The 12,801-nt window shown below is 61.7% G+C and carries 13 protein-coding genes; 9 read left to right on the top strand and 4 right to left on the bottom strand.

Going from position 1 to position 12,801, the window contains the following annotated elements; genetic code table 11:
* Positions 1–13: 13 nt before the first annotated feature.
* Positions 14–667: a potassium channel family protein gene (locus ACZ41G_RS04995; RefSeq protein WP_464144748.1), complete on the bottom strand. Its 654-nt coding sequence runs from the start codon at positions 665–667 to the stop codon at positions 14–16.
* Positions 668–800: 133 nt separating this feature from the next.
* Positions 801–2,264, bottom strand: a complete 1,464-nt coding sequence (locus ACZ41G_RS04990; protein WP_464144746.1) for a TrkH family potassium uptake protein — start codon at positions 2,262–2,264, stop codon at positions 801–803.
* 131 nt (positions 2,265–2,395) lie between these two features.
* Here ACZ41G_RS04990 and ACZ41G_RS04985 point away from each other — a divergent pair, with 131 nt between their 5' ends.
* The 4 genes from ACZ41G_RS04985 to ACZ41G_RS04970 all read left to right on the top strand — a co-directional run bounded on the left by ACZ41G_RS04985 (position 2,396) and on the right by ACZ41G_RS04970 (position 6,391).
* Complete coding sequence (locus ACZ41G_RS04985) at positions 2,396–3,331, top strand: NAD kinase (RefSeq protein WP_015451260.1); 936 nt, start codon at positions 2,396–2,398, stop codon at positions 3,329–3,331.
* Positions 3,331–5,115 carry a DNA repair protein RecN gene (recN, locus tag ACZ41G_RS04980; protein ID WP_464144744.1) on the top strand — a complete coding sequence of 595 codons (1,785 nt, stop codon included), beginning with the start codon at positions 3,331–3,333 and terminating at the stop codon, positions 5,113–5,115. The genes ACZ41G_RS04985 and recN overlap by 1 nt, the downstream gene beginning before the upstream one ends.
* A 56-nt stretch (positions 5,116–5,171) precedes the next feature.
* Entirely contained in the window at positions 5,172–5,831 is a 660-nt protein-coding gene (locus tag ACZ41G_RS04975; protein ID WP_321046225.1) for an HAD family hydrolase, read from the top strand.
* Between the two features lie 167 nt (positions 5,832–5,998).
* On the top strand, positions 5,999–6,391 hold the full coding sequence (locus ACZ41G_RS04970) for a GntR family transcriptional regulator (protein WP_033507469.1): 393 nt from the start codon (positions 5,999–6,001) through the stop codon (positions 6,389–6,391).
* On the opposite strand, the gene ACZ41G_RS04965 is transcribed toward ACZ41G_RS04970, so the two are convergent.
* Together ACZ41G_RS04965 and thrC are read right to left on the bottom strand one after the other, a co-directional pair.
* Entirely contained in the window at positions 6,388–6,561 is a 174-nt protein-coding gene (locus ACZ41G_RS04965; RefSeq protein WP_464144742.1) for a hypothetical protein, read from the bottom strand. The genes ACZ41G_RS04970 and ACZ41G_RS04965 overlap by 4 nt on opposite strands.
* Positions 6,562–7,120: 559 nt before the next feature.
* Entirely contained in the window at positions 7,121–8,605 is a 1,485-nt protein-coding gene (gene thrC / locus ACZ41G_RS04960; RefSeq protein WP_441482145.1) for a threonine synthase, read from the bottom strand.
* Between the two features lie 30 nt (positions 8,606–8,635).
* Between thrC and ACZ41G_RS04955 the strand changes: the two genes are divergently transcribed.
* The 5 genes from ACZ41G_RS04955 to ACZ41G_RS04935 all read left to right on the top strand — a co-directional run bounded on the left by ACZ41G_RS04955 (position 8,636) and on the right by ACZ41G_RS04935 (position 12,734).
* Entirely contained in the window at positions 8,636–8,761 is a 126-nt protein-coding gene (locus ACZ41G_RS04955; RefSeq protein WP_464144740.1) for a hypothetical protein, read from the top strand.
* Positions 8,762–8,817: 56 nt separating this feature from the next.
* The gene (locus ACZ41G_RS04950; protein WP_033507505.1) at positions 8,818–10,137 is read left to right on the top strand and encodes a glutamate-5-semialdehyde dehydrogenase; all 1,320 of its coding nucleotides are present in this window, start codon (positions 8,818–8,820) and stop codon (positions 10,135–10,137) included.
* Between the two features lie 98 nt (positions 10,138–10,235).
* Complete coding sequence (locus ACZ41G_RS04945; protein WP_464144738.1) at positions 10,236–10,889, top strand: phosphoribosylglycinamide synthetase; 654 nt, start codon at positions 10,236–10,238, stop codon at positions 10,887–10,889.
* Complete coding sequence (gene nadD, locus ACZ41G_RS04940) at positions 10,886–11,650, top strand: nicotinate-nucleotide adenylyltransferase (protein ID WP_044098753.1); 765 nt, start codon at positions 10,886–10,888, stop codon at positions 11,648–11,650. The genes ACZ41G_RS04945 and nadD overlap by 4 nt, the downstream gene beginning before the upstream one ends.
* Before the next feature lie 64 nt (positions 11,651–11,714).
* On the top strand, positions 11,715–12,734 hold the full coding sequence (locus ACZ41G_RS04935; RefSeq protein ID WP_015451252.1) for a ribose-phosphate diphosphokinase: 1,020 nt from the start codon (positions 11,715–11,717) through the stop codon (positions 12,732–12,734).
* The last annotated feature ends 67 nt before the right edge of the window (positions 12,735–12,801 follow it).

The following is a 12,801-nucleotide window of genomic DNA, read 5'->3' as shown; positions in this document are numbered from 1 at the left end:
GTGACGTCCGTGCTCAACCGCGCATGAAATGGTCAATCTGGTCCTGCTTGCCCATAATGACCAGTTCGTCATTGCGGTGCATGACGATATCTTTCGAACCGTACTGGAGTTCCTGGCCGGGGGACTGGACAGCGACGACCGTGACCCCGTAGCGCGAATGGATGCGGGCGTCGCCGACCGAATACCCGACGACCTGCGCAGGCGTGTGGATCTTCACCACCGTATGAGGTCCTTCAAGCTCGATGTAATCCAGATAATCCCCGGACACCAGATGTCCGACGCGTTTGCCCGCGTCCATTTCCGCGTTGATGACATGGCGTGCGCCGATGCGTTGCAGGATACGCGCATGCTCCTTGGATACGGATTTCGCCCACAGATCCGTTATTCCGGCGTCCAGCAGATTGCCGGTGGCGATGACGGAAGCCTCGACGCTGTCGCCGATGGCGACAACCGCGGTGCCGAATGTACCCGCATCAATCTGTTCGACCGCAAGCGCATCTGTCATATCCGCCTGGACCGTCGGAATGGTCGACGACCAACGGTTGACCAGCTCGGGATCCTTGTCCACCGCCAGCACGTCCTGACCAAGCTCGTCAAGCGTGGAAGCCACCGAACTGCCGAATCGGCCGAGCCCAACCACCAGAACGCTTCGATTATTGTCTGCCATCAATCCATCCCTTTCCGACACATCCGGCGCATACGGCACTTCCTGATGCGCCGGCATATCCGACGCTTTCACTCGCCAGCCGTCGCCTTCCACAGCTGCGCCACACTGCCCGACAGTATACCCGCACGGGTATTCAGCCCACGATAATCGGCTCTTCGGGGAAGCTCACCGCCTGAGCCTCGGACGGCCGGTTGATTGCATACGCGATGGTCATCGGCCCGATCCTCCCGATAATCATCGTCATGGCGAGCAACAGTAACGCCGCCGGGTCGCTCTGGTCGGCGACGCCGACCGTGTATCCGCCCAGTCCGAAGGCCGAGCAGGTGTCGAACAGAGCGTTGCTCAACGAGCAGCCGGACATCGCCATCAATGCCAGCGACACCGTGAACACCAGTATTAGACATGTGGTCATGATGCTCACCGCGGTCATCGTTGTGCGCTCGTTGATGCGCTTGTGGAAAACGGTAACATCGCGCTTGCCGCGGAACGCCGCCCGGCATACGAGCAATACCACGGCGAAGGTCGTCACACGGATGCCGCCGGCGGTGGAGGTGCTGCCGCCGCCGATGAACATGACCGCGCTCATGAACACTTTCGTCGGATCGCTCACATCCGGCACCCACGAGGGGTCGAACCCGGAGGTGCGGGGCATGACCGCCGCGGTGAGCGCGTATCGCAGCCGCGTTTGCAGGTCGGCGTGCGAGAACAGGATGTGGTTGTTCCACTCGATGCACCGGAACCATAGCAGCGAGACCGCCACCATGCAGAAGGTACCGATTAGCGTGATTTTGGTGTGCAGAGTCCAGCGTTTCGGCGGCGTGTGCTTGCGAGCGGCGCGCACGAGGTTGAGCAGCACCGGGAAGCCGAGCGTGCCGCAGAACGCGCTGAGCAGCACTGGAAGGCCGACACCCCAGCTGTTGACATGCAAACCCGCGCCATCGGGCGTGAAACCGGCGTTGTTGTATGAGATCACCGCGAAGAACAGCGCTTCCCACAAGGCGTGCCGCACATTGCCGTGATTGACGTGCAACAGTCCGGGGAACAAGGCAAGGAAGGTGATGACCTCGATGAGCAGGGTGGTCACGAGGACCGCGTTGAGTACGCCTTTTGTCTCACTCAGCTTGGTCGCGCCGAGTTCCGTGGCGGTGAGCATGCGCTGCGATGCCTTGATATGCTTGTTGACCGCCAAAGCAATCAGGGACGCGAAGGTCATGACGCCGAGGCCGCCGAACTGGACCGCCAGCAGAATGACCGCCTGCCCGAACAGAGACCAGTGGGTGGTGGTGTTGACCACTTGGATGCCGCATGTCGAAGCGGCTGAAACCGCGGTGAAAAACGCGATCACAGGATCGGTCACCTTGCGGTTATGGGCGCTGATGGGCAGTTCCAGCAGAACCGTGGCCAGCGCAATCAGCGCAAAGAAGTACAGGATGGTCAGCCGACCGGGGTGCGACCACAGTTTCGCCGAGAGGCTGCGGCGCGGCGGACGGCGATTCTGCGCAGCCTGACGTTCGAACGCGTCGCCGGAGAACCACCAGCTGTAGCCGCGCGAGGCTTCGCGGTTCATGGAAGACTCGTCGAGGACGAGGTTCGACATTTTCTGCGCTCCTTACGCGTGCCGATACATGGGCTCAGCCGCTATTCTAGATGAAGTTCAGCTAGGATGGAGCAGTAGGACGGGCGCGCCCACCGGTGGCGGACCCGTGTTCGAGGTTGAAAGGGCGGCGTATGGCTTTGCAGCGGCGTGCTGTTGTCGTGACGCATACCAGGTTGCGTCAAAGCGGCACTGTGGTTTCCGAGGCGGTGGACCAATTACGTGGCGCTGGGTTCGAGGTTTCGATCATCGACAATGTCGAAGCCCCGGGATTCGCGGAACCGACCGCCCAGATTGACGACGATACCGAAATCGTCGTCGTCCTCGGCGGAGACGGGACCATCCTGCGCGCCGCGGAACTCGTACATTGCACGAAAGTGCCGATTCTCGGCGTGAACCTCGGGCATGTCGGCTTCCTCGCGGAATTCGAAAGCTTCCAGATGAGCGACGCGATTCAGCGTGTCGCCGCCCATGACTATTCCATCGACGAACGCATGATCGCGCATGTCGATGTGTGGCTTCCGGGGGCGGACAAGCCGCTGAGCGATTGGGCGCTTAACGATATCACGCTTGAACGTTCCGACCGGGGCAAAATGGTTGAGCTGTCCATCCGTGTCGATGACGTGGAGATGAGCTCGTTCGGCTGCGATGGCGTCATCGTCTCCACGCCGACCGGTTCCACGGCCTACGCATTCTCCGCCGGCGGGCCGATCATCTGGCCAAACGTCGAGGCCTTGCAGCTGGTTCCGCTCGCCGCGCACGCCTTGTTCGCAAGGCCTTTGATCATCGGGGCCGGCTCGTCGTTCACCATGACCATTCTTGACAATTCGACGTCGGATGGCTGGATTTGCTGTGATGGGCGTCGTCAGCGTGCATTGCCCAAAGGCACGCGCGTCGAGGTGCGCGAATCGAAGAGCCGTTTGAGGCTCGCACGGTTGTCCGGCGTGCCGTTCACTCAACGTTTGGTTACGAAATTTGACCTTCCAGTGGTTGGCTGGCGTGAGCATAGCCGCACCCGGCAGACGCACCATACGACCGGAGAAGACACGGCAGGGGAGGATGCCCGCTGATGCTTGAGGAACTTGAGATACGCGATCTGGGGCCGATTCACCACGCGCGCATCGCACCTGCGAGGAGTATGACCGCCATCACCGGTGAGACGGGTGCCGGCAAATCCATGCTGCTGAACGCGATCCGCCTGATTTCCGGTGGTCCCGCCCAGTCGAGGCGTGTCGGCCCGGGAGCCCAGGAAGCGTGGGCGCAAGGCGTATTCGCGGTCGCTGAAGACAATCCGGCCGTCATTCAGGCCAAAGACGCGGGCGTCGATGCCGCCGCGGATGAAGGCGAATTGTACCTGTCGCGCACGGTGCCGGTGGCTGGTAGGTCGCGTTCGGTGCTTTCGGGGCATACCGTGCCGCGTTCTGTGCTGCAGCATGTGTCGGAGCATCTGGTGACCATCCACGGGCAGGCTGACCAACTGCGTATCGCTTCTGCCGCCCGCCAGCGTGAGGTGCTTGACGCCTACGCCGGTGATGCTGCGCTGTTGGAGGCCTACGGCAAGGCGTGGAATGAGCTCAAGGCGATGGACGACCGGTTGGATGCGCTCGAACACCAGCAGGCGGATGTCCGGCAGCGTGCCGATTATCTGCGCGAATCCATCGAACGGATTAACCAGGTAGACCCCCAACCGGGGGAGGACGAAGACCTCAAGGCCAAGCGTTCGCGCATCGAAAACGCCGCATCCATCCAACAGGGTGTCAACGGGGCGATCGCCGCATTGGACGCTTCGCAACTGGACTCGGACGGCGATTCTAATGGAGCGACCGATCTGGTCAGGCATGCCGCGCAGAGCCTGCGTGCCATCCGCGTCGACGGCGACGATACCTACGAGAAGCTCGCTCAGCGGCTTGATTCGATTGAAGCCGATCTGTCGGACGTGGTGTTCACGTTGTCACGCCAGACCGATGACGATGATGATGAAGGCGATCTTGACGCCATCAACACGCGTATCCATGATTTGGGGGAGTTGACACGGCGCTGGGGGCCTGGGCTCGCAGACGTGATCGCATGGCGGGACAAGGCCGCGTTCGAGGTGGAGGATCTGGATGCCAGCCCGGAAAAACTTGAACAATTGCGTACCGACCGGGATCATCTGGCTGCAAAGGCATTGGACGCTGCGCGCGAGTTGAGCGCCGCCAGGGTGAAAGCCGCAGACGAGCTGGGTGAGCGCGTTACCGCCGAGCTCGCTGAACTGGCGATGGGCGGGTCCCGGCTTGAGGTCCGGGTCGTTTCGCGTGCCACAGAATCTGGTCCGGATGCTGGTGCCGGTGCCAGTGCCGGTGCCGATGTTGCCCAGGTGCTCGACGCCCACGGCATGGACGACATCATGTTCGCATTCACCCCGTTCCCCGGTTCCGAACCGCTGCCAATGGGCTCAAGCGCTTCAGGCGGCGAATTGAGCCGTCTGATGCTCGCCCTCGAGCTCACGATTGCGGAGCGGCGTGGCGAAGCAGCAGATATGACCTTCATTTTCGACGAGGTTGACGCTGGTGTCGGCGGCAAGGCCGCGGCGGAACTCGGGCGTAGGCTTGCCAAACTCGCGCGATCCTCGCAGGTCCTCGTTGTCACGCATCTGGCGCAGGTCGCCTCGTGGGCGCAGGAGCAATACGTGGTGAGCAAAGGCCCGACAGCCCCGGACACCCCTGACGAGCCGGGCGCTGCCGGGGTTACCACCACTGTGACCCGTGTGGACGGGGAAGACCGCGTGCGGGAGATTGCACGCATGCTTTCCGGCAGTGAATCGGGAACTTCACTCGACCATGCACGGGAATTGCTCGCGGCGAGTGTAGAGTAGCAATAACGATATGTCCCGCCGTAATGCGGCGGCGGGATTGACGAAAGGAGCCTCAAATGGGTGCCAACAGCGGCAAGGCGGCAATTTTCGACCTCGACGGGACGTTGCTTGATTCCATGGGTGTGTGGGATCAGGTTGATATTGATTTCCTCGGCAAACGCGGCATCGAGGTGCCAGACGACTACATGACGACCGTGTCCTCGATGCAGTTTCGGCAGATCGCCGAATATACCATCAAACGGTTCGACTTGGACGACACGCCGGAAGATCTGATGAACGAGTGGACCGAAATGGCTACGCACGCGTATGCGACCATCGTCGAGGCCAAACCCCATGCCTTGCAATATCTCGCGTATCTGCGGCAAAGCGGGGCCAAACTCGCGGTTGCCACGACGCTGTTGCCAAGCATGCGCGTCGCCGCAATGAGACATACCGGGCTGGACGAGTATTTCGATGTTGTGTGCAGCGTCGATGAGGTCGGTGACACCGGCAAGGAGGAGCCGGATGTGTATCTCAAGGCGGCGCAGCTTTTGGGTGTCACCCCGCAGAACTGCACGGTGTTCGAGGATATTCTGATCGGTATCCGCTCTGCGAAGGCTGCCGGCATGCGGGCATGGGCGATGCATGATGACTCATCCGATGCGGACTGGCCGACCATTTGCGATGAAGCTGACGGCATCATGTTCGATTTCAATGATGCCCCGGTGCGTCTGTAGGCGTGAAGCCCGTGGCATACCCGACTTCCGGGGGTTCAGAATCATCTGCTGAGTGATATACTGATTATCAGAACAGTAGAACAGTTTGTGGCGGTGTGTACATCACCGATTGCGTGTGCGCATGCGCACACCACCGCAAGCCGAAGACACGCATGATAGGGAATGGCATGAAATTCTCGGTATCCGATGATTCAGACAAACCGAAATACGAGCAGCTGAAAACCCAGATCAGGTCGGCGGTGTATTCAGGCGAGCTCACTGAAGGGCAGGCTCTGCCGTCGCTGCGCAGGTTGGCCGCTGAACTCGGGGTGTCCGTCCTCACCGTCGCTCGCGCCTATGATGAACTCGCCAACGAGGGCATCGTGCGCAATGAGCAGGGCAGAGGCACGTTCGTGGCGTTGCGCAGCGGTGAAGTGCTGCGCCGTCGCCTGCTGACCAAAACACGGGAAAACTTGGAGGAAGCGTGCGCCGCCGCCCAGCGTGCGGATATCTCCATGCAGGAACTCGAACAGATGCTCGCCGAAATCTACGCCGACATCGAACAGCAGCGCCTCGGCTAGTCACGCGGATTCTCGCGGTCTTCCGATGCCTCGTCCGTAGGGGAGGGCGGGGACGCAGGACGGATCGGCTCACATGCCCCGGCCGGTGAGGTCGCGGCGTCGGCAGTCGAACCGTCATTGTCGTCCACATCGATCAGATTGCTGCGATACCGCACGGCTCTCAGCAACAAAACCAGTCCTTTCGATTACCACGATTCCGCGACCGTCGATATGTTCATCCGCATAGTTGAAGGCTGCAAGGGAAGGGCATAAGCCATGCCGGCGGAACCGTCGGGTGTTTCACGGTCTGTCGGGTGAATCATAGCCGACAACCGGATGTAACCGGGAGAACTGGCGGATTTGCTTGAACCTCGCATAAACTCCCACACGGGGAGCGGGAGTTTATGGGGAAACATCATCCTGCGGATAATCTCCCAACAGGAACGTTGAAAATCCGCGGTTCAGAACAACCGCCCTAACAGCCGGCATCGGGAGAACGCACGCGAATCCGCAGAATTGCGATAAACTCCCACGCTAATCCGGGACTTCATCGTCCTTTGCTGATGCCGAGACAATCTCCCGCATCAACACGAGACAATGCGCGTCTGACTACCAACATGAAGTCCAAAGCAATATCTTCGATTCCGATATCCCATGGCAGCGGCGCAACGATGCGCCCATATCCCATTCTCGCCAAGAAAAACAACGGCCCGGGACGAAAAACGCCCGGGCCGTTGTTATCAGACCGTGTTACAGCCGATCCGCCGCCTGCTCCACGTAGGCGGGCATGCCGTCGATATCGACGACGTCCGTGAACCGGACATCCGCGTGCTCAAGGCCGCGCAGTGCCTTCGGGGCGGTGGTCCCGCTGTGCTCGGCGAGCACGTCCATGCAATCGAAGTCGGAGCCGGACGCATCCCAGCCCAGCGCCTCGTTGACCACGCGCGGGAACTTGTACGGGCTCGCCGTGCTCAGCAGTACGCGCGGGGTGAGCGGATCGCGCGGCATCTGCTGCATCACGTAATAGCCGCAGGCCGTATGCGGGTCAATCACGTAATGGTTCTTCTGCCAGCAGTCGGCGATCATCTCGCGCACCTGGTCCTCGTCGGCCCAGCCGCAACCGAACAACTGCCGGATCTTCGCCAGCAGCTCGGCCGGCACTTCGTAGGCGCCCCACTGGTTCAGGTCGTTCATGAGCATCTGGATGAGGCGCGTGTCCTTGTCGGACATGTAATACAGCATGCGTTCGAGGTTCGAGGAAATCAGGATGTCCATCGAGGGGCTGATCGTCTGGAAGAACGGGCGCTTGCGGTTGTAGGTGCCGGAGGTCAGGAAGTCGAAGAGCACGTTGTTCTTGTCGCTGGCGACGACCAGATGCTTGACCGGCAAGCCGAGCATCTTCGCGTAATAGCCGGCGAGGATGTCGCCGAAATTGCCGGTCGGCACGCAGAACTCGACTTCGTCGCCCGCGTTGATGACCTGACGTTCGAGCAGCTGCGCGTACGCGGAGAAGTAGTAGACGACCTGCGGCACCAGACGGCCCACGTTGATGGAGTTGGCCGAGGAAAGCACCACATTCGCCTGGTCGTCGATGCGCTTGGCGAGTTCATGGTCGCCGAAAATCCGCTTGACGGCACTCTGTGCGTCGTCGAAATTGCCGCGCACCGCGCACACATTCACGTTCGAGCCCGCCTGCGTGGTCATCTGCAGCTGCTGGACCTGGCTGACCTTGCCTTCCGGGTAGAACACGGTGATGCCCGTGCCCGGCACGTCGGCGAACCCGGCCAGCGCGGCCTTGCCCGTGTCGCCCGAGGTGGCCGTGAGGATCATGATTTTCTCGTTCGGATCGCCGGTCGGGGCGGTATGCGCCATAAAACGGGGAAGAATCTGCAGAGCGACGTCCTTGAACGCGGACGTCGGGCCGTTGAACAGTTCGAGGATGTAGTCGTCGCCCAAGGGCTTGAGCGGTGTGATCGCCGGATCCGACCATTGTTCGCCGTAGGCGTCTCGCACACATTGCGCCAGCTCGTCATCGGTGAAATCCGGCAGCAGCGCGCCCAGCACCTCCTGGGCGATCTGCTGGTAGGACTTGCCGGCAAGGGACGCGACGTCGATCTGCGTGTCGCCGAGCGCGTCGGTGACGAACAGGCCGCCGTCGTCGGCGATGCCCTTGCGGATGGCCTGCTTGGAAGTGAGTGAATCGGTGGTGCTGCGGGTGCTATGGAACGTGATCACGAATCATCCTTGCAAAGTTAAGTGGATCTTATGGGCGGTATTCTACCGGGAACCATGGGCATGTCGGCGTCGCCGTTCCCCGATATGGACACCGTCGTCGGCACCGCCAAGGACGGTGTATCGGCCCGCCGCGGGTCATCCTTTGGCAATAATTGACCCGCCGTGTGAACGGAATCGGCGCGATGCCCGCGGTGTGCGCTACTGTTTTGGCTATGACGAACCAAGAAGACAGCGGGCAGGCCGGGCGCGTCGACGCGCAGGTTTTCAGCGCCGTATGCATGATGGCGGACGCCGCCGCCCAGGCCCAGCGCGCACTCGAACAGGCGAACACCGAAGCGAAGAACGAGCTGCTGCTCGCCATCGCCGACGCCCTCGACACGCATGCCGACGACATCGCCGCCGCCAACGAACAGGACATGCAGGAAGCCTTCGAATCTGGCATGGATGAAGGAAAACTCGACCGCCTGCGTTTCGACGTGGACCGCATCGCCGCCAGTGCACAAGGCGTCCGGCATGTCGCCACGCTGCCCGATCCGGTCGGACAAATCGTGCGCGGGTACAACCTGCCCAACGGGCTGCGCCTCAACCAGGTACGCGTGCCCATCGGCGTCATCGGCATGATTTACGAGGCCCGGCCCAATGTGACGGTCGATGTCGCCTCGCTGTGCCTCAAATCGGGCAACGCCGCCATCCTGCGCGGTGGCCATGCAGCCGAACGCACCAATGCGGCCACATTGCGTGTCATCCGCGAGACCATCGCCGAACACGGGTTCGATCAGGCGCTTGTTGCCACGGTCGACGCCTACGGCCGCCAAGGCGCTACCGCGATGATGGAGGCGCGCGGCCATGTCGACGTGCTCATCCCGCGTGGCGGGGCCGGCCTCATCCAGGCCGTGGTACGCAACTCCAAAGTCCCGGTCATTGAAACTGGCGCCGGCAACGTCCACATCTACGTTGACCGTTCCGGCGACCTCAACAAGGCCATTCCTATCATCCTTAACGCAAAAACCCAGCGTGTCGGGGTCTGCAATGCGGCGGAGAAGCTGCTCGTACACCGCGATGTCGCCGAAGTGTTCCTGCCTCTTGCCGCGCAGGCGCTCGCCGAGGCGAATGTGGTGCTGCGCGCCGACGAGCGAGCCTATGGCATCATCGACGCCGCCGGCATCGAGGGCATCGATCTCGAACAGGCGGACGAACAGGATTGGGACACCGAATATCTCGCGCTGAAAATGGGTGTCAAGGTCGTCGATTCGCTGGACGAGGCGATCGGGCATATCAACATGCATTCGACAGGGCACACCGAATCGATTATCGCCGAGGACTATTCCGCAATCGAGCGGTTCACCCGGCTCGTGGATTCCGCCGTGGTCATGGTCAACGCATCCACGAGGTTCACCGACGGTGGCGTCTTCGGTTTCGGCGCCGAACTTGGCATTTCTACGCAGAAGATGCACGCGCGCGGCCCGATGGGCTTGCAGGAGATGACCACCACCAAGTGGATTGGCTACGGCACCGGGCAGGTACGTCGGTAATTCGCGGCGCAGCACCGAAAGGGGCGTTGGCGATACATCCCGGCATCCCGGTATGACGGCATCAGGGGCGGTTCGTAGGAACCGTGAAGGAAACGAAGGTGACACAAGTGGCAGTGAATGAAGCATTGGCGCGAGACCGCGGCATCGATCTGGACGACCCTAAGCTCGCCCTGCGGGTTGCGGCGGAACGGCTGAGTACCGTGAGGTATGTGTTCCTCGTGCAGATTGAGGACGGTATCGCCACCGCCGCCCAGCGGGCGTCGTTGGAATACGCGGATGCGGTGCTCATCGGGTGGCCGGAGAATGATGCGCCTGACGTGGTCGACCTCGACGAGCAACAGCAGGCGCAGGTCGCCGAGCATATGCGCGTCATGGAAGACCACATCCGCAAGTACGCCTCCATGGAGCGCGACTGGGATATCGACGGGATGACGGATACGCTGATCCGCATCACTGAACGGGTGGCGGAGATCCGGCGCCTGTATCAGCCTGATTTCCTGTTGCCCACCTTCGCGGAGATCCGGCGGGTCGTCCAGCAGGAATGGGACGAGGACATGGGCAAGATCGATCCCAAGGAGCCCGACCCGACCGCCGAACAGATCGAGGAGCAGACCGAGGACGCCGACAAGCAGCAGCGCCAGATCGCCGAGCATGCTGAACGTGCCGAGCATGCCGATCGTTCCGGGCAACCTGAACAGCCCGGTCAGCAACATGCGGGCCATCACGGCGAGCACCACGGAGACAAGGCATGAGTGACAGTCCATCCGAGACGAGCATGCCGGCGCCAGGCCAGTCCGATGCAGGCCGGCGTATGTCGGACCTGCTGCAACGCCCGCAAATCGACACGCCCGGATCATCCTCGCGCAGGTCCGCGCGCGGCAATTGGCATAGCCGGCCACGTATCGGCATCATGGGCGGCACCTTCGACCCCATCCACAACGGGCATTTGGTTGCTGCCTCCGAAGTCGCATGGGTATACGACCTCGACGAGGTGATTTTCGTGCCGACCGGACGTCCGGTGTTCAAACTGGACAGGCATGTCACCAACGCCGAGGACCGGTACCTCATGACTGTCATCGCCACCGCCTCGAACCCAAAGTTCACGGTTTCCCGCGTTGATATCGACCGTCCCGGGGTCACCTACACCATCGACACGCTGCGCGACATCCACGCCCAGCATCCCGACGCCGAATTGTTCTTCATCACCGGAGCGGACGCGGTCGCGGAGATTATGCGTTGGAAGGACGCCGACAAGATGTGGGATCTCGCGCAATTCGTCGCGGTCACGCGGCCGGGGTATACGAGCCCGTCCTCACAGCTGCTTAGCGAAGGTCATGTGGACACCTTGGAGATTCCGGCATTGGCGATTTCGTCGACCGACGTGCGGCGGCGGGCGGCCCATGGCGAGCCGGTGTGGTACTTGGTGCCAGACGGTGTCGTGCAGTATATTGGCAAGCATGGCCTGTACCGCGGGATCACCGGCGGCGCCAAGGACACGCACATGTCCGCCTGAGCCGGTCAATGCGGATGGCTACTATGAAATACGTCCACTTCAGCGAACAACGTTTGGAGACACGGTGAGCGCAATCCTCGAAGGAAAGCCAGATAAAAACCTCATTCTCGTCACCGGCCGGGCGCACCCCAGGCTGGCGCAGGATGTTGCCAAGCAACTTGGCATCGACGTGCTGGAAACCACGGCATACGATTTCGCGAACGGCGAGATGTATGTGCGCTACACCGAATCGGTTCGTGGCGCCGACGTGTTCGTGTTGCAGAGCCACTGCAACCCCGTGAACAAGTCCATCATGGAGCAGCTCATCATGATCGACGCGCTCAAGCGCGCATCCGCCCGCTCCATCACCGCGGTGTGCCCGCTGCTGGGCTACTCGCGCCAGGACAAAAAGCATCGCGGCCGCGAGCCCATCTCCTGCCGTCTCATGTTCGATCTGCTCAAGACCGCCGGTGCCGACCGCATCATGAGTGTTGACCTGCATGCGGCACAGTCTCAGGGCTTCTTCGACGGCCCGGTGGATCATCTGATCGCCATGCCGGTCCTGGTCGATTACATTCGTGACCGTTTCGCCAACCAGCTGGACAATGTCGCAGTGGTCTCCCCGGACGCAGGCCGTATCCGTGTGGCGGAGCAGTGGGCGCAGCGCCTTGGCGGCGGCCCGCTCGCCTTCATTCACAAGACCCGCGACATCACCCGGCCGAATCAGGTCGTCTCCAACCGTGTGGTCGGTGAAGTCGAAGGCAAGGATTGCGTGCTCGTCGACGATCTGATCGACACCGCCGGCACCATCGCCGGTGCATGCCATGTGCTGCGTGACGCGGGCGCGAAGTCCGTGACCGTTGTCGCTACCCACGGTGTGCTGTCTGGTCCTGCGGTCGAACGGCTCAAGAACTGCGGTGCGCGCGAGGTCGTGCTCACCGATACCGTGCCGATTCCGGAGGAGAAGCGCTGGGACGGCCTGACGGTCCTGTCCATCGCGCCGCTGCTTGCCAGCGCTATCAAGGCGGTGTTCGAGGACGGCTCGGTCGCAGAGCTCTTTGACACCTATCCGGTGCATCACGGGCAGGGCTTCCTGTTCGCTTGAATTCTGCGGTTCGTCGGTCCGACAGCGCTGAAAGACGCGCGGACGGATTGACGAAACGCCAGAGTAT

Source organism: Bifidobacterium porcinum, assembly GCF_055378475.1.
Note: the sequence above shows the minus strand (reverse complement) of the source record. Positions and strands in the feature narration are given on the sequence as shown.

Coding starts and splice junctions, on each gene's coding strand:
- nadD (WP_044098753.1), top strand. CDS start 10,886: ATGAGTGACAGTCCATCCGAGACGAGCATGCCGGCGCCAGGCCAGTCC.
- ACZ41G_RS04975 (WP_321046225.1), top strand. CDS start 5,172: ATGGGTGCCAACAGCGGCAAGGCGGCAATTTTCGACCTCGACGGGACG.
- recN (WP_464144744.1), top strand. CDS start 3,331: ATGCTTGAGGAACTTGAGATACGCGATCTGGGGCCGATTCACCACGCG.
- ACZ41G_RS04990 (WP_464144746.1), bottom strand. CDS start 2,264: ATGTCGAACCTCGTCCTCGACGAGTCTTCCATGAACCGCGAAGCCTCG.
- ACZ41G_RS04955 (WP_464144740.1), top strand. CDS start 8,636: ATGGGCGGTATTCTACCGGGAACCATGGGCATGTCGGCGTCGCCGTTC.
- ACZ41G_RS04950 (WP_033507505.1), top strand. CDS start 8,818: ATGACGAACCAAGAAGACAGCGGGCAGGCCGGGCGCGTCGACGCGCAG.
- ACZ41G_RS04970 (WP_033507469.1), top strand. CDS start 5,999: ATGAAATTCTCGGTATCCGATGATTCAGACAAACCGAAATACGAGCAG.
- ACZ41G_RS04985 (WP_015451260.1), top strand. CDS start 2,396: ATGGCTTTGCAGCGGCGTGCTGTTGTCGTGACGCATACCAGGTTGCGT.
- ACZ41G_RS04995 (WP_464144748.1), bottom strand. CDS start 667: ATGGCAGACAATAATCGAAGCGTTCTGGTGGTTGGGCTCGGCCGATTC.